The sequence below is a fragment of the Mesorhizobium sp. P2_C4 genome, from assembly GCF_056404575.1.
The window spans coordinates 683,535-706,366 of sequence record NZ_JBFUDT010000002.1; the positions used below are offsets into that span (position 1 = coordinate 683,535).

Annotated in this window: 18 protein-coding genes; 11 read left to right on the top strand and 7 right to left on the bottom strand. The window is 64.8% G+C overall.

Annotated elements, in window-relative coordinates:
• Positions 1–7: 7 nt before the first annotated feature.
• Genes AC1DX6_RS09610 through AC1DX6_RS09620 form a run of 3 tightly spaced genes read left to right on the top strand, consistent with a single transcriptional unit; the run spans position 8 to position 4,000 of the window.
• Positions 8–1,471, top strand: a complete 1,464-nt coding sequence (locus AC1DX6_RS09610) for an aldehyde dehydrogenase family protein (RefSeq protein WP_477312577.1) — start codon at positions 8–10, stop codon at positions 1,469–1,471.
• A 10-nt stretch (positions 1,472–1,481) separates the two neighbouring features.
• Complete coding sequence (locus tag AC1DX6_RS09615; protein ID WP_477312579.1) at positions 1,482–2,525, top strand: tartrate dehydrogenase; 1,044 nt, start codon at positions 1,482–1,484, stop codon at positions 2,523–2,525.
• 17 nt (positions 2,526–2,542) lie between these two features.
• Positions 2,543–4,000, top strand: a complete 1,458-nt coding sequence (locus tag AC1DX6_RS09620; RefSeq protein ID WP_477312581.1) for an NAD-dependent succinate-semialdehyde dehydrogenase — start codon at positions 2,543–2,545, stop codon at positions 3,998–4,000.
• Positions 4,001–4,039: 39 nt separating this feature from the next.
• Here AC1DX6_RS09620 and AC1DX6_RS09625 read toward each other — a convergent pair whose 3' ends face one another.
• Together AC1DX6_RS09625 and AC1DX6_RS09630 are read right to left on the bottom strand one after the other, a co-directional pair.
• Complete coding sequence (locus tag AC1DX6_RS09625) at positions 4,040–5,314, bottom strand: NAD(P)/FAD-dependent oxidoreductase (RefSeq protein ID WP_477312583.1); 1,275 nt, start codon at positions 5,312–5,314, stop codon at positions 4,040–4,042.
• Positions 5,315–5,330: 16 nt separating this feature from the next.
• Entirely contained in the window at positions 5,331–5,999 is a 669-nt protein-coding gene (locus AC1DX6_RS09630) for a haloacid dehalogenase type II (RefSeq protein WP_477312585.1), read from the bottom strand.
• Positions 6,000–6,319: 320 nt separating this feature from the next.
• Here AC1DX6_RS09630 and AC1DX6_RS09635 point away from each other — a divergent pair, with 320 nt between their 5' ends.
• The 7 genes from AC1DX6_RS09635 (at position 6,320) to AC1DX6_RS09665 (ending at position 14,720) form a co-directional block, all read left to right on the top strand.
• A complete protein-coding gene (locus tag AC1DX6_RS09635) occupies positions 6,320–7,159 on the top strand; it encodes a GNAT family N-acetyltransferase (protein WP_477312587.1) in 840 nt (279 codons plus the stop codon).
• 14 nt (positions 7,160–7,173) lie between these two features.
• The gene (locus AC1DX6_RS09640) at positions 7,174–8,547 is read left to right on the top strand and encodes an aminotransferase class III-fold pyridoxal phosphate-dependent enzyme (protein WP_477312589.1); all 1,374 of its coding nucleotides are present in this window, start codon (positions 7,174–7,176) and stop codon (positions 8,545–8,547) included.
• Positions 8,548–8,814: 267 nt separating this feature from the next.
• Positions 8,815–9,507 carry an HAD-IA family hydrolase gene (locus tag AC1DX6_RS09645; protein ID WP_477313673.1) on the top strand — a complete coding sequence of 231 codons (693 nt, stop codon included), beginning with the start codon at positions 8,815–8,817 and terminating at the stop codon, positions 9,505–9,507.
• A 64-nt stretch (positions 9,508–9,571) separates the two neighbouring features.
• Entirely contained in the window at positions 9,572–11,182 is a 1,611-nt protein-coding gene (locus AC1DX6_RS09650; protein ID WP_477312591.1) for an ABC transporter substrate-binding protein, read from the top strand.
• Positions 11,183–11,269: 87 nt separating this feature from the next.
• Positions 11,270–12,220: an ABC transporter permease gene (locus AC1DX6_RS09655; RefSeq protein ID WP_477312593.1), complete on the top strand. Its 951-nt coding sequence runs from the start codon at positions 11,270–11,272 to the stop codon at positions 12,218–12,220.
• A 2-nt stretch (positions 12,221–12,222) separates the two neighbouring features.
• Positions 12,223–13,068, top strand: a complete 846-nt coding sequence (locus tag AC1DX6_RS09660) for an ABC transporter permease (protein ID WP_477312595.1) — start codon at positions 12,223–12,225, stop codon at positions 13,066–13,068.
• Positions 13,065–14,720, top strand: a complete 1,656-nt coding sequence (locus AC1DX6_RS09665) for an ABC transporter ATP-binding protein (RefSeq protein WP_477312597.1) — start codon at positions 13,065–13,067, stop codon at positions 14,718–14,720. The genes AC1DX6_RS09660 and AC1DX6_RS09665 overlap by 4 nt, the downstream gene beginning before the upstream one ends.
• A 143-nt stretch (positions 14,721–14,863) precedes the next feature.
• Here the strand turns inward: AC1DX6_RS09665 and AC1DX6_RS09670 are convergent, their stop codons facing one another.
• Positions 14,864–15,340, bottom strand: a complete 477-nt coding sequence (locus tag AC1DX6_RS09670) for an Lrp/AsnC family transcriptional regulator (RefSeq protein WP_192259777.1) — start codon at positions 15,338–15,340, stop codon at positions 14,864–14,866.
• Positions 15,341–15,563: 223 nt separating this feature from the next.
• On the opposite strand from AC1DX6_RS09670, the gene AC1DX6_RS09675 reads away from it, so the two are divergent.
• Complete coding sequence (locus AC1DX6_RS09675) at positions 15,564–16,889, top strand: NAD(P)/FAD-dependent oxidoreductase (protein ID WP_477312599.1); 1,326 nt, start codon at positions 15,564–15,566, stop codon at positions 16,887–16,889.
• A 143-nt stretch (positions 16,890–17,032) separates the two neighbouring features.
• On the opposite strand, the gene AC1DX6_RS09680 is transcribed toward AC1DX6_RS09675, so the two are convergent.
• Genes AC1DX6_RS09680 through AC1DX6_RS09695 form a run of 4 tightly spaced genes read right to left on the bottom strand, consistent with a single transcriptional unit; the run spans position 17,033 to position 22,764 of the window.
• Entirely contained in the window at positions 17,033–18,400 is a 1,368-nt protein-coding gene (locus tag AC1DX6_RS09680) for an FAD/NAD(P)-dependent oxidoreductase (protein ID WP_477312601.1), read from the bottom strand.
• Positions 18,397–18,699 (bottom strand): (2Fe-2S)-binding protein, encoded by a 303-nt coding sequence (locus tag AC1DX6_RS09685; protein ID WP_477312603.1) that lies wholly within the window; start codon positions 18,697–18,699, stop codon positions 18,397–18,399. The genes AC1DX6_RS09680 and AC1DX6_RS09685 overlap by 4 nt, the downstream gene beginning before the upstream one ends.
• Entirely contained in the window at positions 18,696–20,681 is a 1,986-nt protein-coding gene (locus tag AC1DX6_RS09690) for a hydantoinase B/oxoprolinase family protein (RefSeq protein ID WP_477312605.1), read from the bottom strand. Before AC1DX6_RS09690 ends, AC1DX6_RS09685 begins: the two co-directional genes overlap by 4 nt.
• 4 nt (positions 20,682–20,685) lie before the next feature.
• The gene (locus AC1DX6_RS09695; RefSeq protein WP_477312607.1) at positions 20,686–22,764 is read right to left on the bottom strand and encodes a hydantoinase/oxoprolinase family protein; all 2,079 of its coding nucleotides are present in this window, start codon (positions 22,762–22,764) and stop codon (positions 20,686–20,688) included.
• Positions 22,765–22,832: the final 68 nt, after the last annotated feature.

Below are 22,832 nucleotides of genomic sequence, written 5' to 3' on the forward strand. Positions count from 1 at the left end.
GGCGCCCATGGGCCTGAGCTTCAATCCGGATACCGTCTCCCTTCCCGTCGGCCATTTCATTGGCGGAGAGCTCATCGCGGCCGAGGGTGCGATCGAGATGCGCCGACCGTCGGATGGCAAGGCATACGCCGCCAGCCCCGTAGCCGGCGTCGATATGGTCGACCGTGCGGTGGAGAGCGCCAAGGCGGCGTTGAAGGCCAGCAACTGGGGCGGCGTCCGGCCACGCGAGCGCACAAGGGCACTCCAGGCCTGGGCCGACCTGATCGAGGCGGAAGCCGAAACGCTGGCAAAAATCGAGGCGCTGTGCTCGACGCGGCCCGTCGGCCAGCTCGTCGCCGGCGACATTGCCATAACCGCCGAGCAGATCCGCTTCTTTGCCGAGTTCGCCGACAAGGAAGGCAGCGAGCTCGTGCCCACGGACGATGCCACCCTTGGCATGATCATGAGCGAACCTTATGGCGTGGTTGGCGCGATCACGCCCTGGAATTTTCCTATCTCGATGGCCGGCTGGAAGCTTGGTCCGGCACTGGCCGCAGGCAATGCGGTGGTGCTGAAGCCGTCGGAAATGACACCCTTCTCGGCCGTCTATATGGCAGAGCTCGCCGTCAGGGCTGGCCTGCCGGCCGGGCTTATCAACGTGGTGCTCGGCGACGGTCCGACGACGGGCACGGCGCTGACCGGCCATTCCGAGATCGCCAAGGTCTCGTTCACCGGCTCGACCCGTGCCGGCTCGGCCATCATGGAGAACGTCGCCCGCACCGGCGTCAAGCCGATGACGCTGGAACTCGGCGGCAAGAGCCCGCAGATCGTCTTTGCCGATGCCGATTTGGACAAGGCGGCGACAGCGATCGCCGGCAGCGTCACCTTCAACGCCGGCCAGGCCTGCGTCGCCGGCACGCGTCTGATCGTCGAGAGGAGCGTGGCCGAAAGGCTGACGGTCGCGATCCTGCAGAAGATGAAGGCGGTGCGACCCGGCCCGACCTGGGACCAGGCGACGCACTATTCGCCGATCATCTCGGATCGGCAGCGGGCGCGTGTCGATAGCATCGTGCAGGCGGCCGTCGCGGCCGGTGGCGAATGCCTGACCGGCGGCGGCGTCATGAACAACCCCGGCTATTTCTACGAACCGACGCTGATCGCCAATGTCAACCAGGCCAATCCGGCGATCGTCGAGGAGATATTCGGCCCGGTCCTGACCATCCAGACCTTCGAGACCGAAGAAGAGGCGCTAGCGCTGTCCAGCCATCCGACCTACGGGCTGGCTTCCGGCCTGTTCACCTCCGACCTGTCCCGCACCATCCGCCTGGCACGCAGGCTCGAAGCGGGCACCGTCTGGGTCAACCGCTACAGCCGCTCCCGCGATCATATCCTGCCAACCGGGGGCTACAAGCGCTCCGGCATCGGCAAGGATCTCGGCCGCGAGGCCTATCTCGCCAACCGCAGGACCAAGAGCGTCCTGATCAGCCTGTGAAGAGATTCCGATGAAGTCCTACTCGATCGCTTTGATCCCCGGTGACGGCATCGGCCGCGATGTGACCGCCGCCGCCTGGACGGTGCTGGAAACCACGGCCAAGAACTTCGGCTTTGCGCTGACGGGAACCGAGTTCCCCTGGTCCTGCCGCTTCTTCAAGGGAACCGGCCGCATGATGCCGGAAGACAGCATCGAGACCCTGCGCGGCTTCGATGCCATCCTTCTCGGCGCCGTCGGCTGGCCGGCGGAGGTGCCGGATTCCGTCTCGCTGCACGGTCTGCTGCTGCCGATCCGCAAAGCGTTCGTGCAATATGCCAACATAAGGCCGCACCGCCTGCTGCCGGGCGTCACCGGACCGCTGCGGGCGGAAAACTTCGACATCCTGTGCATCCGCGAGAACACCGAGGGCGAATATTCGGGCGCCGGCGGGCGCGTACATCAAGGCACTCTGGACGAGGTCGCGGTGGAGACCTCGATCTTCACCCGCGCCGGCGTCGAGCGCATCCTGCGCTTCGGCTTCGAGCAGGCGCGGGCGCGGCGGCACAAGCTCGCCTCGGTCACCAAGTCCAACGCGCAGAAATACTCGATGGTGTTCTGGGACGAGATCACGCGAAAGCTGGCCGCGGAGTATCCGAACGTCGAAGTCACCAGCTATCACGTCGACGCGCTCGCCGCGCGCATGATCATGGCGCCGGAGAGCCTTGACGTGGTCGTCGCCTCCAACCTGTTCGGCGACATCCTGACCGACATCGGCGCGGCGATCCAGGGCGGGCTTGGGTACGCCGCCTCCGCCAACATCAATCCCGACCGCTCGGCGCCGTCGATGTTCGAGCCTGTGCACGGCTCCGCGCCGGACATCGCGCATCTGGGCATCGCCAATCCGATTGCCACCATCTGGTCCGGCGCCATGATGCTCGATCATCTCGGTGAAAAGGCTGCCGCCGAGCGCGTCATGCAGGCGGTCGAAGCGACAACCGCGCGCGGCATTGGAACCACTCCGGGCAAAGACAGAACGGAGGCCATCACGGCCGCCGTCGTCGCAGCGCTCTCCTGATTGCAAGGTCGTTTTCGATGAAAAACCTCAAAGACAAAAGTCTCTTCCGCGAAGTCGGCCTGATCGGCGGTGGATGGGTCGCTGCCGGCTCCGGCAAGACGGTCGATGTCGTCGATCCGGCGACTCAGTGCGCGATCGGCACGGTGCCCGACATGGCCGGTCCGGAGACCCGGGCGGCCATCGAGGCCGCGGCGTCCGCTTACGCTGGCTGGAAGAAGAAGACCAACGCCGAGCGCGCTGGCCTCCTGGAGGCCTGGCATGGCCTGATGCTCGCCCATCTGGACGATCTCGCGCTCATCCTGACGACCGAACAGGGCAAGCCGCTGGACGAGGCCAAAGGCGAGATCCGCTACGGGGCTTCCTTCGTCAAATGGTTTGCCGAGGAGGCACGCCGCATCAACGGCCACACCATCCCCTCACCGACGCCGGACCGGCGCATCATCGTGCTGAAGGAACCCGTCGGGGTGTGCGGCATCATCACGCCGTGGAACTTCCCCAACGCGATGATCACCCGCAAGGTCGCGCCGGCGCTGGCCGCCGGCTGCACCGTGGTGATCAAGCCATCCGAATTCACGCCCTATTCGGCATTGGCGCTCGGCGTGCTGGCCGAACGCGCGGGCATCCCTGCAGGTGTCATCAACATCATCACCGGCATGCCGGCCGAGATCGGCAACGAGATCATGGCGAACGAGACCGTTCGCAAGATCTCCTTCACCGGCTCGACGCGGGTCGGTTCGCTGCTGATGCGCGGAGCGGCCGACAGCGTGAAACGGCTCAGCCTCGAACTCGGCGGCAACGCGCCCCTCATCGTTTTCGACGACGCCGATCTCGATCTCGCCATCGAGGGCGCGCTTGTCTCGAAATTCCGCAATGGTGGCCAGACCTGCGTCTGCGCCAACCGCATCCTCGTCCAGGCCCCTGTCTACGACACGTTCGCCGCCAAGCTTTCCGCCCGCGTCAACGCCATGACGGTTGGACCCGGCACGCAGCCCGGTGTCGCCATCGGGCCGATGATCAACATGGCGGCAGTCGAGAAGATCAACCGCCATGTCGCGGATGCGCTCGCCAAGGGTGCTGTGATCATTACCGAGAAGCAGGCGCTGCCGGAGGGTCCTCAGTATGTGGCGCCGCTGGTGCTGACCGGCGCCACAAAGGACATGCAGCTCGCCGGCGAGGAAACGTTCGGCCCGGTCGCGCCGCTTTTCCGGTTCGAGACAGAAGAGGAGGCGATCACGCTCGCCAACGGCACGCCCTACGGCCTTGCTTCCTACTTCTACACCGAGAATTTGAAGCGCGCCTGGCGCGTCGGCGAGGCGCTGGAGTTCGGCATGGTGGGGCTCAACACCGGCTCGGTCTCGATGGAAGTCGCCCCCTTCGGCGGCGTCAAGCAGTCCGGCCTCGGCCGTGAGGGGGCGCAGGTCGGCATCGAGGAATATCTCGAGATGAAGAGCTTCCATATGGGCGGGCTCAGCTGAGGCAATTTGGCTGGCAGCCTGGCCGGTCCCGGTCGACGATCACTGAATCCGATCGAGCGCCTTGTAATAGAGGCCGACCATCGGCAGGAACCAGGGCTTGCCGGAATAGCCGGGGATGGAAGGCCACTCTAGCCCCTTCACCGGATTGCGGTCTTCGCGGCCAAGCATGGCATCGGCCAGGATCATGCCGAGATGGGTGGAAAGCTGCGCGCCGTGGCCGGAATAGCCCATCGCGTACCAGACACCGTCTTGGTAGCCGGCCCGCGGAAAACGGTCCTTGGTCATATCGACCAGCCCACCCCAGCAATAGTCGATCTCGACCTTGGCGAGCTGCGGGAAGATAGCCGCGAGGCCGGCCTGCAATATCTGTCCGCTCCTGGCATCGGAGCGCTGGTCCGAGGTCGCCGAGAAGCGCGCGCGACCGCCGAAGATCAGGCGCCTGTCCGGTGAAAGCCGGAAGTAGTTGCCGATATTCATCGAGGTCACGCATGTCCGGTTGCCGGGCATGGTCGCCGCGATCTCGGCGTCACTCAACGGCCGCGTAGCGATGATGAAGCTGCCGACGGAGATGATCCTGCGGCGAAAATAGCCGAAATTCGGCGTGGTGTAGGCGCCGGTCGCCACCAGCACATTGTCGGCGCTGATCCGGCCGCGGGAGGTCGTTAGCTCATGCCTGCCACCGACCTGCTTGTGGTCGGTCACCGCCGCGTTCTCGTGGATGATGGCGCCGTGGCGAACGGCCGCCGTGGCCAGGCCTGCCACATAGCGGCCCATATGCATCATGGCGCTCTTCTTCGACAGCATCGCGCCGTGGAAGGGCGAGCCGATCTCGGATTTGAGGTCGACCGCCGACAGCAGTGCAGTATCCGGATCCACTTCCGCATGGAGGGCTTCGAAATTGCGGGCGATCGCTTCGAAATGCTGCGGCTTGGAGGCAAGCTTCAGCTTGCCGGCGCGGCGGAAATTGCAGTCGATGCCTTCTTCGGCGACCAGCGCCTCGATGGTATCGACGGAGGCGTCCAGCGCCCGGTAGAGCGCGATTGCCCGTTCCTTCCCAAGCTCCGCCTTGGCCGAAAGATAGCTGTGAGCGAGGCCGTTGTTGAGGTGCCCGCCATTGCGACCGGATGCGCCCCAGCCCACCCGCTCCGCCTCCAGCACCGCCACCTTCGCGCCGCCCTTCGCCAGTTGGCGCGCAGCGGCGAGACCGGTGAAGCCGCCACCGACGATGACGGTGTCATAGTGCCCCTCGACCGGGCCTTGCGCTCCGCCGGAAAAGACAGGGGCGGTATCGTGCCAGTAGGAGCTCAGTTTCATCGACGATCCGCCTGTTTCAAAGCCCGACCACGCCCGGAAGACCGGAAATGTCTGATATCTCGACATAGCCATAATACGGGTTTGCCGGTTCGTGGCCGCGATTGACCCAGACCTTGTTCTTGATGCCGAGATCGTGTGCCGACATCAGGTCGTAGCGGAACGAAGACGAACAGTGAAGGATGCCCTCCGGGCCGCAGCCCAGCATGTCGAGCATGTATTCGAACGCCTTGAAGCGGGGCTTGTAGGCCTGCGCCTGCTCGGCCGTGTAGACGGCATGGAACGGCGCGCCGAGCTTCTCGACATTGGACATGATCTGCGCGTTCATGGCGTTGGAGAGGATAACCAGCGGAATTTCCTTGGCGACCTTCGCCAGGCCGGCCGGAACGTCTGCATGAGGCCCCCAGGTCGGGACACGCTCATACACCATCCTGGCGTCGTCGGCGCTGAAGGCGACGTCGTTGCGCTTGCAGGAGCGCTCGAGCGCGTTGTGGACGACGTCTGCATAGGGCTTCCAGTCGCCCATGATCTCGTCGAGCCGATAGGCCGCGAAATTCTTGATGAACTCCAGCATGCGCGGCTCGTCGAGCCGGCTGCCGTAGAGGTCTCGCGCCGCTTCCGCCATCTGGAAATTGGTCAACGTGCCGTAGCAGTCGAAGGTGATATATTTGGGCCTGAAAGAAGCCATGTCCGTCGATCTCCAGTGGAAGCACATCCGCGTTGGGATGTATTTTCATCATAGGACGGGTCGTGGCGACCCACCTGACCGAAATCGCCCTCCCGAAAGCAGAAAGTTCCGTATCCACCATCCGGTTTGGCACGCTGTAGCATCTGGTGTGTCGAACGCGGCGCCGCGCGTGACGTGAAGCGCCTCCGCCGTGGCGGGCGCCAGCACAAGATGCGGCGCACCCCTCGCGCTACGGCGAAAGATACCGCCGAGGCCGAAGCCTTCAGACGATTTGCGACGCGACAATGGTCGAGACTTGAGGGCAGACGGAAGGATGCCTCATGCAGCAGGGCGAGATCGAGATTCAGGACTTCGGGCCGGAGCATATCGAGGGCGCGGTGGCGCTTTCTCGCCAGGAGAATTGGCCGCATCGCCCGCAGGACTGGCAGATGGCGCTGCGGCTCTCCAGGGGCGTGGTCGCGCTCGACGACCAGGGCCGTGTCACCGGAACCATCCTGGTAACGCCCTACGGCACGGATTGCGCCATGATCAACATGGTGATCGTCGACAGGAACGTGCGTGGCAAGGGGCTCGGGCGCCGACTCATGGATCAGGCCCTCGTCCTTGCCGGCGACCGCCCGCTGCGGCTCGTCGCGACGACTGACGGCATGCCTCTCTATGAGAAGCTGGGCTTTGTGCCCTCCGGCACGATCCGGCAGCATCAAGGTACGGTTGCAGCGCTCGGCGCGCCCGATGGTGTGGAAGCAGCAGGCGCCGGCGATCTGCCTGACATCAAGACGCTGGACCGCGACGCCTATGGCGCCGACCGGGAAGCCCTGATCGATGCGTTGGCCGAACGCGGCCAATTCGCCATCATCCGCCGCAACGGCGCCATCGACGCCTATGCCGCGATCCGCCCGTTCGGGCGCGGCGAGGTAATCGGGCCGGTCATCGCGGGAAATGTCGAGGACGCCAAGGCACTCATCCGTTTCTTCGCCACATCGCGCCCCGGCGCCTTCCTGCGTGTGGATACCGACAGCCGGACCGGCATCGCCGATTGGCTCGGGGAAATCGGCCTCGCCCATGTCGGCGGCGGCGTCACCATGGACCGACCGTCCAAGAAGGACGCGGCACAGGCCCGGCCAAAAGTTTACGCCCTCGCCAACCAGGCGCTCGGTTAGTCCGGAGGACAACAATGCTCGCCAATTCCCTGATCGAACTCGACCGCGCCCATCTCATCCATCCGGTCTCATCATATCGCGGCCATGAGGCGCTCGGCGTGCGCGTCTTGAAATCGGCGAAGGGCGCGACCGTGACCGATGCGTCCGGCAAGCAACTCGTTGACGGTTTTGCGGGGCTGTGGTGCGTCAACGCCGGTTACGGCCACGACAGCATTGTCGAGGCCGCGGCCCGGCAGATGCGCGAGCTACCCTACGCCACGGCCTATTTCGACCTCGGCTCGCAGCCGGCCATCCGGCTGGCCTCGGAACTGGCCGAGCGCGCGCCCGGGGATCTCAATCACGTCTATTTCACGCTCGGCGGGTCTGACGCGGTCGACAGCACGATCCGTTTCGTCCGCTACTACTGGAATGCCAGGGGCGAGCCGAAGCGCGACCAGTTCATTTCCATCGAGCTGGGTTATCACGGGTCATCGGTGGTCGGCGCTGGCCTGACCGCATTGCCCGCCTTTCACGCCGGTTTTGGCATTCCCTTCGAATGGCAACACAAGATCCCCTCCCCCTATCCCTATCGCAACCCGGTGGGCGAGGACGGCAACGCGATCATCGCCGAATCGCTCGGCGCGCTGAAGGCCAAGATCGAGGAGATTGGCCCGGAGCGGGTCGCTGCCTTCTATGCCGAGCCGATCCAGGGCTCGGGCGGTGTCATTGTCCCGCCGAAAGGCTGGATCAAGGCGGTGCGCGAACTTTGCCGGGAGTACGGCATCCTGTTCATCGCCGACGAGGTGATCACCGGCTTCGGCCGCACGGGACCTCTGTTCGCCTGCACGGAGGAGGACATCGTTCCCGACTTCATGACGACCGCGAAGGGGCTGACTTCAGGCTATGTTCCTATGGGCGCCGTATTCATGGCCGATCATGTCTATAACGTCATCGCCGATGGCGCGGGGGCTTCTGCGGTCGGCCACGGCTACACCTATTCCGCCCATCCCGTCAGTGCCGCCGTCGCGCTCGAGGTGTTGAAGCTCTATGAAGGCGGCCTGCTGGAGAATGGCATCAAGGCCGGCGCTCGCCTGATGGCGGGATTGGAAGGCCTGAGCGATCACCCGCTCGTCGGCGATGTTCGCGGTCGCGGGATGCTTGCCGCGATCGAACTTGTGGTCGACAAAAAGAAGAAGACACCGCTTCCCGCATCGGCCATGCCGGCGCGGCGCGTCTTCGACAGGGCGTGGGACAATGGCCTGATCATCCGTGCCTTTGCCAACGGGGTTATCGGCTACGCTCCCCCGCTCTGCTGCACGGACGACGATATCGACGCGATCGTCGAGCGCACGCGCCGGACGCTCGACCAGACGCTGGACGATGCCGACGTCCGCCAGGCCCTGGCATGACGGGCGACAAATACCACGTGTTTCGAAATAGCGCCGGGGCAGACGATTTCGCAATTTTGTGCCGCAGCCCAGCGCCTTTTCGGCGAATCCAGCGCGGGGGAAGTGCCAGACTGCTTATAAGACAAGGCCAGAAGCCCCGAACTTCCGGGTTTTTGAAAAGGCCGATGCCCCGGACAGCACGGAATTTTGTTCTGTTCAGCACCATGCAATTCGGCCGCGCGCAGAGGAGAGCCAGTCTTGGCCAGGGGCTTTAGCGAATTCAAATACATGACCTTCGACGTCGTCGGCACGCTGATTGACTTCGAAGGTGGCATCACGACCTGCCTGGCCGGGATTGCCGCCGACGCTGGTGTTTCCTTCGATGGCGAAGCCGCGCTGGCCCTGTATCGGCAGGCCCGTTACATGCCCGATGCGGGCCTGTTCCCCGACGATCTCGTACGTGTCTACATGGTCATCGCGCCGCAACTCGGCCTGCCGGTCGAGGAGAAATACGGCGTCCGCCTACGCGACTCCGCCAGCGCCTGGCAAGGTTTCCCCGACAGCGCGGCGGCATTGGCCGAGCTTGCGAAGTCACACAAGCTGATTGCCATGACCAATGCCCGGCGCTGGGCGCTCGACCATTTCGAGAAGCGGCTCGGATCGCCCTTCTTCGCCACCTTCACCGCCGACGATACCGGAACGGAGAAACCGGATCCGGCGTTCTTCCAGAAGGTCTTCGATTTCGTCGCCTCAAGGGGCGACAGCAAGGACGACATCCTGCACGTCGCGCAAAGCCAGTATCACGACATCGGCATATCCCGGGCGCTTGGCTTGACCAACTGCTGGATCGAGCGCCGGCATGCCCAGAAAGGCTATGGCGGCACGATCGAGCCGGAGCGCTTCACCGTGCCGGACTACCACTTCACCTCGATGGCCGCATTAGCGGCGGCCGTGCGGGAAAGCCTGAAGGAACGAACCTGAGCCCAAACCCGGAAAGCCGCAGCAAGACGAGCATCCCGACCAAACAACCAGAAAGGGGAATACCATGACCGACAAGATCACAAACTGGACCAGCGCAGACGATGCCATGGTCGAAAACGCCATTCGGCGGGGCGCGAGCCGCCGTGAACTGCTCAAGATGCTGTTGGCCGGCGGCGCCGCGGTTGCCGCGGGCAGCGTGGTGCTCGGCCGTGCCACCCAGGCCGTCGCCGCCGAGCCGGTTTCCGGCGGAACTTTCAAGGCCGCCGGCTGGTCGTCATCGACCGCCGACACGCTCGATCCGGCAAAGGCATCGCTCTCCACCGACTATGTCCGCTGCTGCTCGCTCTACAACCGCCTGACTTTCCTCGACAAGGATGGCGTCACGCAGATGGAGCTCGCTGAAAGCTTCGACAGCAAGGACGCCAAGACCTGGACCGTGAAGCTGCGCAAGGGCGTCACCTTCCACGACGGCAAGGACCTCACCGCCGAAGACGTCGTCTTCTCGCTGAAGCGTCATCTTGATCCGGCGGTTGGTTCCAAGGTCGCCAAGATCGCCGCGCAGATGACTGGCTTCAAGGCGGTCGACAAATCGACCGTCGAAATCACGCTCGCCGACCCGAATGCCGACCTGCCGACCATCCTGGCGCTGCACCATTTCATGATCGTCCAGGACGGCACCACTGACTTCTCCAAGGGCACTGGCACCGGCGCCTTCGTGCTGCAGACGTTCGAACCGGGCGTGCGGTCGGTCGTCACCAAGAACAAGAACTACTGGAAGTCGGGCAAGCCCTATCTCGACTCCTTCGAGTTCATCGCCATCAGCGACGACAGCGCCCGCGTCAACGCCCTGCTCTCCGGTGACATCAATTTTGCGGCTTCCATCAATCCGCGCGCGATGAAACTCATCGGCGGCCAGCAGGGCTTCGAGCTGTCGAAGACGACCTCGGGCAACTACACCGACCTCAACATCCGGCTCGACATGGATCCGGGCAGCAAGGCCGACTTCGTGGCGGGCATGAAGTATCTCGTCAACCGCGAGCAGATCGTCAAATCGGCATTGCGCGGCCTCGGCGAAATCGGCAACGACCAGCCGGTCTCGCCAGCAAATATCTTCCACAATCCCGACGTCAAGCCAAAGGCTTTCGACCCGGACAAAGCGAAGTTCCACTTCCAGAAGTCAGGCCTGCTCGGCCAGTCCATCCCGGTGATCGCTTCCGACGCCGCGACCTCGTCGATCGACATGGCGGTGATCATCCAGGCCGCCGGCGCGGATATCGGCATGAAGCTCGACGTCCAGCGCGTCCCGGCCGACGGCTACTGGGACAATTACTGGCTCAAGGCGCCGATCCACTTCGGCAACATCAATCCGCGCCCGACGCCGGACATCCTGTTCTCGCTCCTCTACGCTTCCAACGCGCCGTGGAACGAAAGCCAGTACAAGTCCGAGAAGTTCGACAAGATGCTCATCGAGGCGCGCGGCTCGCTCGACCAGGCCAAGCGCAAGGAGATCTACGGCCAGATGCAGGCTATGGTCTCCGAGGAGGCCGGCACCATCATCCCGGCCTACATTTCCAACGTGGATGCCCTCTCCAGCAAGGTGAAGGGTTTGGAGGCGAACCCGCTCGGTGGCATGATGGGCTACGCAATGGCGGAATACCTCTGGCTCGAAGCCTAAGAGGTGCCTGCCGGGGGCCGGTCAGCCGGTCCCCGGTATTGCCTTGCGCAAGATTGTTGGCCGGACGCAACCGCAGGGAGCGCTTCCATGACGTCTGGGGTTCTCAACCTCGTGCTGAAGCGGCTGGGGATCGCGGCCGTCACGCTTTTGATCGTGCTGTTCGCTGTGTTCTTCGCCACCAGCATGCTGCCCGGCGACACCGCATCGATCCTGCTCGGCCAGGCGGCGACTCCGGAAGCAGTCGCCGGCCTGCGCGAGGCAATGCATCTCAACGATCCGGCGATCCTGCGCTTCCTGCTCTGGCTTGTCGGACTGCTCCACGGTGACCTCGGCACCTCCTATGCCAACGAGATGCCGGTCGCGACACTGATCGGCGGACGCCTGGTCAACACCATGAAACTCGCGGGCATCACTACGCTGCTCTCGGTGCCATTGGCGCTGACGCTCGGCATCACCGCCGCCATGCTACGAGGCTCCGTCTATGACCGCACCGTTACCATCCTGTCGATCGGCATCATCTCCGTACCGGAATTCATGGTCGCGACACTCGCGGTCCTGCTCTTCGCCGTTTATCTCAAATGGCTGCCGGCGCTGTCCTCGGTCAACGAGGCACATTCGCTGACCGACCTCGTGCGCATCTATGCAATGCCGGTGATCACGCTGACCTTCGTGATCTCCGCCCAGATGATCCGCATGACCCGCGCCGCGGTGATCGAGACGCTCTCCACGCCTTATGTCGAGATGGCGCTTCTGAAAGGCGCGTCGCGCGGCCGCATGGTCCTGAGGCACGCGCTTCCGAACGCGCTCGGACCGATCGTCAATGCGGTCGCGCTCTCGCTGTCCTATCTGGTCGGCGGCGTCATCATCGTCGAGACGATTTTCAACTATCCCGGCATCGCCAAGCTGATGGTCGATGCAGTCGCGACCCGCGACCTGCCGCTGATCCAGAGCTGCGCGATGATCTTCTGCCTCGGCTATCTCTTCCTCATCACCGCCGCCGACATCGTCGCCATATTGTCCAACCCGAGGCTCAGATAACGATGGCGCGCGCGACAACCCTCCGACGGTCCTTCCTGGGCCACAGCTACAGCCTCGTCGGCGTCGTGGCCGCGCTGGTCATCCTCGCCTGGACGCTCGTCGCGATCCTGGCGCCCTACGTCATTCCCCATTCGATCGGCGACATTGTCGACGACGACTATTTCGGCCCGATGCGCCAGGGATTGTGGCTCGGCTCGGACTATCTTGGGCGCGATATGCTCTCGCGGGTTCTGATGGGTGCCCGCTACACCGTCGGCATATCGCTCGCCGCCGTCGCCATCGCCTGCTTTTCAGGTGTCGTGCTGGGGATGATCGCGGCCGTCACCGGTGGCTGGCTCGACACCTGCCTCAGCCGCTTCCTGGACGCCATGAACTCCATCCCCAGCAAGCTGTTCGGCCTTGTGGTCGTCGCTGCGGTCGGCTCGTCGATCCCGGTGCTGATCCTGACGCTGGCCGTCATCTATATCCCCGGCGCCTACCGCTTCGCGCGCGCGCTCGCCGTCAACATCAATACCATGGACTTCATCACCGTCGCCCGTGTCCGTGGCGAGAGCACCGCCTACCTCATCGGGTCCGAGATCCTGCCCAACATCATCCGCCCGGTGCTGGCCGACTTCGGCCTGCGCTTCGTCTTCATTGTGCTTTTGCTCTCCGGCCTGTCTTTCCTCGGGCTCGGCCTGCAGCCGCCGCTCGCCGACTGGGGCGCGCTGGTGCGCGAGAACATCGGCGGCCTGCCCTTCGCGGCCCCCGCCGTCATCGTGCCGTCGCTGGCAATCGCCAGCCTCACCATCAGCGTCAACCTGCTGATCGACAACCTGCCGCAGAAGATCAGGGACCGGGACGCATGAGCAATCTTGTCGAGGTCAGGAACCTGAGGATCGAGGCAAAGACCGACTCCGGACGGCTTGTCGAAATCATCAAGGGCGTCAGCTTCGACATCGCCGACGGCGAGATCGTTGCCCTTATCGGCGAGAGCGGCTCCGGCAAGACGACGGTAGCGCTCTCGCTGATGGGCTATGCGCGGCCTGGCTGCCGGATCGCCGGCGGCGAGATCAACGTCAACGGCAAGAACATGGCTGCGCTTTCCGAAAAGGAACGCGCCAGGCTGCGCGGCACCGACATTGCCTATGTTCCGCAAAGTGCCGCCGCCTCGTTCAACCCCTCCTCCACGATCATGGAGCAGGTCATCGAGGTCACGCGCATCCACAAGCTGATGCTACCCGAGCAAGCGCGCCAGCGCGCGGTCGAGCTGTTCCGGGCCTTGTCGCTACCAGATCCGGAAGGGATCGGCGCGCGTTATCCGCACCAGGTTTCGGGCGGGCAATTGCAGCGGCTTGCCGCGGCCATGGCGCTCATCGGCGATCCCAAGCTGATGATCTTCGACGAGCCGACGACGGCACTCGACGTGACCACGCAGATCGACGTGCTGAAGGCATTCAAGTCGGTCATGCGGGCGGGCGGGATAGCGGGTGTCTATGTTTCCCACGACCTCGCGGTCGTCGCCCAGATCGCCGACCGCATCGTGGTGCTGAAAGGCGGCGAAGTGCAGGAGACCGGCACCACGGCGGACATCCTTTCAGCCGCCCAGCACCCCTACACGCGCGAACTGCTGGCCGCCTTCGAACCGAAGCCGCGGCAAGCGCGTGCGGACGCGGATACCGGGACGAAACAGCTGCTGCGTATCGACAATGTGACGGCCGGCTATGGCGCGGTGCGGGATGACGGACTGCCACTTATCCGCGCTGTCGATTCTGTCAGCCTCGTTGTCGAGAAAGGGCGCAATCTCGGCATTATCGGCGAATCCGGCTGCGGAAAATCGACGCTGGCGCGCCTCATCGCCGGCATCCATCCGGCGGCTGCCGGTCACATCGTCTTCAACGGTGAGGAACTGCAGCGTGCCGCCAGGAAACGCAGCCAGGACCAACTGCGCCAGATGCAGATTGTGTTCCAATATGCTGATACCGCGCTCAATCCGGCCAAGCCGGTGGAGGACATCATTTCCCGCCCGCTGGCCTTCTATCACGGGCTCGACCGGCAGGCGCGCTCGAAGCGCGTCGACGAACTGCTCGACATGGTGCGCCTGCCCAAGACGCTGCGCTACCGCCATCCATCGGAGCTCTCTGGCGGCCAGAAGCAACGGGTGAACTTTGCACGCGCGCTGGCGGCCAATCCCAAGCTGATCATCTGCGACGAGATCACCTCGGCCCTCGACACGGTGGTGGCGGCGGCAGTGATCGAACTGCTCAAGGAGCTGCAGCGCGAGCTGGGACTCTCCTACATCTTTATCAGCCACGACCTCTCCGTCGTCGAGGCCATCTGCGACGAGATCATGGTCATGTACAATGGCGAGCGGGTGGAGCAGATCACGCCCGACAAACTGACGGCGCCCACCCACCCCTATTCCAAGCTTCTGTTCTCCTCGGTCCCGAAGCTCGACCCGACCTGGCTCGACGGCCTCGTCCGCGACCCCGAACTCGTCAGCCAATACGGACACCGATAGAGCGGTTCGCCATTTCACGGAAACCGCGAACCGCTCTATCTCTTTCCTTTTTGGCGCAATTCCCAAGGGAAAGCGTCGCGCGCCTTTCCCGGGAAAACCGCTTCACACTTTTCCTGGAATTGCTCTTCCTGGAATTGCTCTGACTACATCGGAAACAGGCTGGGCAGCGGCATGTGCGCCTTGACGATGGGGGATTTCAGCACCACGAAGCTGAAATACTTGTCGATGCCGATATCCATGTCGGTCAGCCGCTCCATGATCGTCTGATACTCACTAATGCCGGAGGTCACGAATTTCATCAAATAGTCGTAGCCACCCGACACGAGATGGCATTCGATGACCTGCTCGATCTTCTCCACGACAGCGAGAAAGCGGGCGAAGTCAATCTGACGGTGGTTCTTCAAGGTGATTTCGGTGAAAACGGTCAGCGTCTGGCCAAGCTTGCCAATATTGATCTGCGCGGAATAGCCTTCGATGTAGCCTTCCGACTGGAGTTTCTTGACCCGCATCAGGCATGGGCTCGGCGACAGATGCACCAGATCGGCCAGTTCCACATTGGTGATGCGACCGTTCTTCTGCAATTCGTGCAGAATTTTGATGTCGATCCGATCCAGTTTCACGGCCGTCTCCGGAGAACGCATGCCACAGCACAAAATGCTGCCGTATCAACAGCCATCGACACTACCACAGCCGGCCGGCCTGTCCATCCAAGCCGACACCACTTTGAAACGCAGCGACTTCCGATTTTAACCGAGCTGCCGGAATAAAATTCTGCCTCGGCCTCAACTGCAGCAGCGGCTGCCTGCGCAACGCGTTAGATTGGCGTATCGAGGCAGAGAGACCATGCGCGCGCAGCTGCAGCAAATCGAGACATCTGGCGAACCGCCACAGTCCGCGGACGCCGTGGTGATCGGCGGCGGCATCGTCGGCGTCTTTGCGGCCTACTATCTGGCCAGACGCGGCATGCAGGTCGCTCTTGTCGAAAAGGGGCGCATCGGCGCCGAACAATCCTCCAGAAACTGGGGATGGTGCCGCCAACAGAACCGCGACGCCCGCGAGCTGCCAATGGCAACCCGAAGCCTCGATCTGTGGAACAGCTTCGCGGCGGAAACCGGCGAGGACACCGGCTTTCGCCGCTGTGGCCTGCTCTATCTCAGCGATGACGAGGCGGAGCTGGCCGGCTGGGCGCGCTGGCATGACTTCGCCAGGACGGCCGGCGTCACCACGCACATGCTCGACGGCGCCAAGGCCAGCGAGCGGGGTCGCGCCACGGGCCGGGCCTGGAAGGGCGGCGTCTTCTCGCCGACCGACGGCACCGCCGACCCGTCGCGGGCCGCACCCTCAGTCGCCCGCGGCATCCTCAAGCTCAGCGGCTCCGTGCACCAGAATTGCGCCGCGCGCGGTATCGAGACCGAGGGCGGTCGCCTCAGCGGCGTGGTCACCGAAAGCGGGACGATCCGGACGAAGCTGGCCGTCCTGGCCGGCGGCGCCTGGGCCTCCTCCTTCTGCCGGCAGTTCGGCTTTCGCTTTCCGCAGGCGTCGATCCGTTCCTCCATCCTGTCCGTCTCGCCGGGCGCTGAAGGTCTGCCGGATGCGCTGCACACGGCAAGGATCTCGGCCACGCGTCGCGGCGACGGCGGCTACACCCTGGCCATAAGCGGACGCGGCCGCGTCGACGTCACGCCGCAGCAGCTGCGCTTCTCGTCGCAATTCCTGCCGATGTTCCTGAAGCGGTGGCGAAGCCTCGCGCCCGGCGGTCTTCAGGGCATGTGCTCGGGCCACGAAACGCTCCGGCACTGGCGGCTTGACCAGCCGACGCCGATGGAGCGCATGCGCATCCTCGACCCGGTTCCGGATCGCGCGACCATTCGGCTTACCCACGCCCGGGCGCTCGAGCTGCTGCCGGCACTGCGCCAGACCAGGATCAATGCGGCCTGGGCCGGCTACATCGACAGCACGCCGGACGGCGTGCCCGCCATCGGCGAGATCGATACTGTGCCGGGTTTCTTCCTAGCTGCCGGATTTTCGGGACACGGCTTCGGCATTGGGCCCGGCGCCGGGCATCTCGTCGCCGATCTGGTGACTGGAGCGGAGCCGATCGTCGACCCGACATCCTATGATCCCCGGCGCTTCGACGCTTCGGCCTGGGGGAAGGTCGCCGATTTCTAGAGCGGTTCATCGTTTAACGGAAACGCCGAACCGCTCTATGTCTTTGTTTTTACGCAATTCCGGACGGAAAACCGTTTCACACTTTTCCTGGAATTGCTCTAGGACGTGATCCATGCCATCCGTGCACGGCCTCCGGAACTGCATCAGCCGTTCCGGAGAAAGGCGCCGATAGGCGCCGGCCGGACAGGCGCCTGCCCGCGAAACCGGCCGACAGCGTCGGGCATGCAGCCGGCTTGCGCCGCAACGAGCTCGACGGCAGCCAACTGGCAATAGCGCCCCTGGCATCGCCCCATGCCGACGCGCGACAGCGATTTCGCCCTGTTGGCTTCGCCGCCGCCGAAATCCACACTCTGGCGTACGTCTTTGGCACTCACATTCTCGCAGCGGCAAACGATCGCTTCATCGGGGAGCGCGCGCACCATCGCGGCCGGCCAGGGAAAGGCCCGAGCCAGGCCACGGGCAAAGCGCTCGAGCCGCGCAAGCTTGCGCAAATCGGCACTTGCGGAAGGCAACGGATGTCCGAGATCGGCAAGGCATGCCGCCGCAGCGAGACGCCCAGCTATCTCCGCGCCATCCGCTCCCAGAAGATGAACCCCATCGCCCGCAAGATAGACGTCGTTGCCGGCACGACCCATCTGGTCGGCCTTTGGCAGCCATTGCCGCCACTGTTCGTCATAGGTGAAGGTGCATCGCGCGAGCTCCGCCAGATGCGTTTCCGCCCGCAGGTGCCAGCCCATGCCGATCATGTCGCATGGAGTGAGGCGCTGCCTTCCGCCGGCGTCGCGCCAGCGCATCGCTGTGACACCATGTTGGTCGGCCTCGATCCGTTCGAGCGTCACACCCGCATGGTAGCGGCTGCCGAGCCTTGCTCGCAGGGCCAGGCCGCGCAGCGCAACCAATGGCCGGGCCGCAAGTCCCCAGGCCCCTCGCATCTGCTGGCGCCAGGGCGAGGTGTCCAACACCGCCGTCACATCAGCTCCCGCCTTGACAAGCTGGGCGCCGACCAGCGTCAGCAAAGGCCCCGATCCGAACAGCACGATGCGCCGCCCAAGCGCCACGCCCTGCGCCTTCAGCGCGATCTGCGCCGCGCCAAGGCTGTAGACGCCAGCGCTCTGCCAGCCCGGCACCGGGGCGACGCGGTCGGACGCGCCGGTGGCAAGGATCAGGCGGTCATAGAAGACCACCTGCACGCCGCCCTCCCCCAGAACGTGCAGTCGCCCGTCCTGCACGGCGATGACCGAGCTCGCTGCGCTATGGGTGAGCCGCCCTTCTGCTGCCAGCCGGTCGAAGAGCGAATGCAGCGCATCCGCCTTCGCCGCCTCCGATCCGTAGAGCTGCTTCGCGGTACGGGTGAACCCGGCCGGGGGGCGCCTGTAGATCTGCCCACCCGCGCGCTGCCCTTCGTCGATCACCACCGGATGGAGTCCCGCCTCGACCAGCGTCGCGGCCGCCCTTATGCCGGCCGGACCGGCGCCCACGATCACGATCCGCGGCGACGAGGTCTCGCTCACGGCCAGCTCTCCGGTGGCGTCGTGCGCAACCGCATGCCTTCGCTGACAAGTGCCGAGCACGCCCGCAGGCGCGGTCCCTCGTCCTGCCATACCCAGCAATCCTGGCAGGCTCCCATCAGGCAGAAGCCGGCGCGCGGCTCGGGTCCGAACTCGGATTTTCGCAATGCGTGTCCTGATGCCAGCATTGCGGTCAGCACGGTGTCGCCCGCAAGGGCGCCGCGCATCTCACCGTCGAGAAAGAAATGCACCACTGCGCGGTCGCGCTCGGCCAGCCGGACGATGCGGCCGGCGGTGATCATTCCGCTGCCTCTCGCACGGGGCGAGGACGGGGCAGTTCGGGGAAGCGTTCGCAGACCGCATCGAATGCGGCCTGGACGCCTTCCGGTCCCGAGCGCCCCTTCATGCGACGGAAGATCTCCGTCTTGGCGAAAAACCGCCAGTGGACCGGCAAGTCCCGCAGTGTGGCGGTCAGCAGGTCATAGGCCGCCGGCGTCCACTGCGCTTCGTAGCCATCGCGCTCCGGGCCGAAATGGAAATGGCCGGCGGACGGCTTATGCCGCGCACGCAATTGCTTCGTCGCCTGCTCGTCGACCTCGCCGTCGCGGATGACGACGCCATAGTCGCGCTCGGCAACCGTTGGCGAGACATAGCCGCGCCGTACATCCTGCACGACCAGCCAGGGCTCGCGCTTATGCGGATCGCCGCGCCCGCCGCCTCCGGCGGAACGGATATCGAGCACGTCACCGGGCTGCAGCACCGCCGTGTCGATGTTGCCCAGCCGCCGCTCGTGCTCGGTCCCCGGATTGACGACCATGTCCGACAGTCCGGCCGCCTTGCCGCCCAGCACGCCCCAGGGACGAAAGAAGCTGCGGTCGCGGTTGCGCGCCGTGATCCTGGAATCGGGGGCGAAAACACGGAAGGCCATCTCGGTCGCCAGCCCACCGCGCCAGCGGCCCGCGCCGCCGCTGTCTTGGGCAAGCCCGTATTTCACGAACTCGACCGGGGTCTCGGTCTCGGTGATCTCAATCGGCGTGTTCTTGAGATAGGCGGCATCGGCGCCCGATCCGTTGGTCCCATCGCGATGTGGCATCGCGCCGCCGCCGCCCACCACCGGGTTCACCGCTGCGATGACGGTCCGGCTGGTCCGCTCGTCCGTGGTCATCACATTGACGATGCAGTTGTTGCCGGCGGGCGCTGCTGGCAGGCGCTCCGGCACCGCTTGCGAGAAGGCGCCGAAGATGACCGATCGCAGCCGGGCGCAGGTGAGCGAGCGCATGCCCACGGCGGCGGGGTGGACCGGGTTCAGCACCGACCCCTTGGGTGCGATGCAGGTGAAAGGCCGGGTGAGGCCCGTGTTGAGCAGGAGCTTCGGGTTGAGCGTGTAGAGCACGTAGTAGACGCCGACCAGCAGCATGGTGTGGCGCGGGTCGTCGCCTGAAGGCACGTTGAGCGAAGAGCCGAGCTGCGGATCGGAGCCGGTGAAGTCGAGCACCGCCTCGTCGCCCTTGATCGTCAGCGTCAGCTTCAGCCGGCACGGATTGGCCTCGACCGAATCCTCGTCGGCATAGTCGGCGAATTCCCACGTGCCGTCGGGCATCGAGCGCAGCACGTCGCGCGCTTGCGCCTCCGCATGGTCGAGAAGCGCGGAAACGCCTTCGATGAAGCCGGCCTTGCCGAACTTCCTCACCATCGCCTGGATCTTGCGCTCGCCGGTGTTGAGCGCGCCGACCAGTGCCTTGATGTCGCCGATGTTGAGGTCGGGCTTGCGCACATTGGTGCTCATGATCCGCAGTATCGTCTCGTCGAAGACGCCCTCGTTCACCAGCTTCATCGGCGGAAAGCGGATGCCTTCCTGATGGATTTCGGTCAGCGCCCGGCTGAGCGAAGCCGGCACCGCACCGCCCATGTCGGTGTTGTGGATATGCCCTCCGGTCCAGGCGACGATCTCGCCGTCGACGAAGACCGGCTTCCACAGATGCGTGTCGGGCGCGTGCGTGGCGACATGGCCGGAATAGGGATCGTTGGTGAACGCGACGTCGCCCGGCCGGTAGTCGTCGACCATCGCGATCGCGCGGTGATACGAGAGCCCCGGGTACCAGGTGGCGCCGAGGTCCATCGGCACGGCGAAGGTCGCGCCTGAACGGTCCATCAGCATCACCGTAAAATCCTGCGTCTCCTTGACGAAGGCGGAGTGCGCGGTGCGGTGCAGCGTGTGCGCCATGTTCTCGGCCGCAGCGCGGGTGTGGTTCGCCAGAACCTGCAGGTTTGTCCGGTCAAACATGGCCTTACTCCGGGAAGGTCAGCAGAAGGTTGAGGTGACGGTCGACCCGTACCTGCGCTCCCGCGGGAATAGCGAAGGTGGTGTCTTCCTGAACGACCACGGCAGGCCCGTGGAACGTGCTGCCCGGCACGAGGACTTGCCGGTCGTGGAGGTCGATGGTCTCGACGGCTACGCCCGTGTAGACCGCCAGTCGGCGCGCCGGAATGGCGGCGGCGCCGATCTCCTCGACGTCCGGGAAGGAGAGTTTCGGCCCCGCGCCTACGGCGGATAGTCGGACATTCACAAGTTCGATCTCGCCGTCCGGATCGTGGAAGTCGTAGAGCTGCTCATGGGTGAGGTGGAAGGCTTGCGCGATGGCGGCCGTATTGCTGTCCGTCAGCCATTCCGGTTGAAGGACGACCTCGATCTCATAACTCTGCCCGACATAGCGCATATCGCAGGACAGACTGAGCTCCCCCTCCCCGTCATGACCTTGCGCCGCAAGCCAGTCGCGACCCTCGCGCGCCAGGGCTTCGAAGGCCTCGCGAATCCCGGCAAGCGACATGCTCGACAGCGGGCTGAAGATGGTGCGAATGAAGTCGCCGCGCAGATCCGCTACCAGCCCGCCCAGCGCCGACACCACGCCGGGGCGGCGCGGCGCCATGACGCGCCTCATCCCGAGTTCGCGGGCCAGGAAGGCGCCGAGCATGGGGCCGCCGCCGCCGAAGGGCATCAGCGTGAAATCGCGCAGGTCGACGCCGGCGCGCGAGGCGAGTTTCTCGACCTCGACGAACATTTCCGACACCGCGATGTCGAGGATCGCCTGCGCGGTCTGCTCGATCGGGCGGCCGAGCCGGGCGGCAAGGTCGCCGACCGCGCGATGCGCCAGTCCGGCATCGATCCTGAGCTGGCCGTAGGCCATCTCGCTGTGGCCAAGCCATCCGCACACCACCATGGCGTCCGTCACCGTCGCCCGCTCGCCACCCCGGTCGTAGCATGCCGGCCCTGGCGTCGAACCGGCCGACTCCGGCCCGACGCGCAGCACCCCTTGCGCGTCCACACTTGCGATCGAGCCGCCGCCGACGCCGATCGAGCTCACCGACACGGAAGGGATATGCAGTGGAAATTCGCCGATCAGCTCGCCGGTTCCGAACTGCGCCTCGCCGCCGATGATGAGCGCGAAGTCGGCCGAGGTCCCGCCGATGTCGAGGGTAAGAATTCTGTCTTCGCCTGCCTGGCGCGCCAGCCACGAAGCGCCTATGACCCCAGAGGCCGTTCCCGACAAAAGCATGTTGACGCAGGCGCGCTTGCCTTCGGCAGCGTTCATCAGCCCACCGTTCGACTTCGTCAGCATCGGGCGGGCCGGCACGCCGCGGTCCTTCAGCCGCTCTTCCAGTGCCGTCAGATAGCCCGAGACGCGCGGATGGACATAGCCGTTGAGAATGGCGGTCGAGCTGCGCTCGTATTCGCGGATGACTGGCCACACCTCAGCCGAGGAGAAGACGAAGAGGTCTGGCGCGAGACGCGCGATCGTCGCCTTGACGGCGGCCTCCTGCGCGGCGTTGCGCCATGAATGGAGGAAGGAGACGATGATCCCCTGCGCTCCATTCGCTTTTGCCGCCGCCACCGCGCTGGCCACCGCCGCCATGTCCGGTGCCTTGGATTCGCTTCCATCGGCACGCATGCGAACCGGAATGCCGAACACCATGTCGCGCGAGATCAGCGGGTCCGGCCGCGAGCAGAACAGCGAATACATGTCCGGCATGCGCAGCCGTGCGAGTTCGATCACGTCCTCGAAGCCCGCATTGGTGAACAGCGCCAGCGGCGCGCCCTTGCGCTGGATGATCGTGTTGATGCCGACGGTCGTGCCGTGCACAAAGCGCGTCATGAGCGTAGGATCAAAGCCTTCGCGTTCGGCCAGAAGGGTGAGGCCGGTCATCAGTTCGGCACCCGGATCTTCCGGCGTCGTCAGCACTTTCAGCGAGGCGACCCGTCCGGAACGGGCTTCGAGCGCGCAGAAATCGATGAATGTCCCGCCGATATCGACGCCGACCTTCCAGTCGGCCCCGCTCTGCGCGGCATCCGCCGTGATGGCACTGTCCATGATGCGTCCCTTCCTGTCTGCCAACGCAAAACTGGCATGACCGGACGGTGCGGGTCCAAGACGTATGA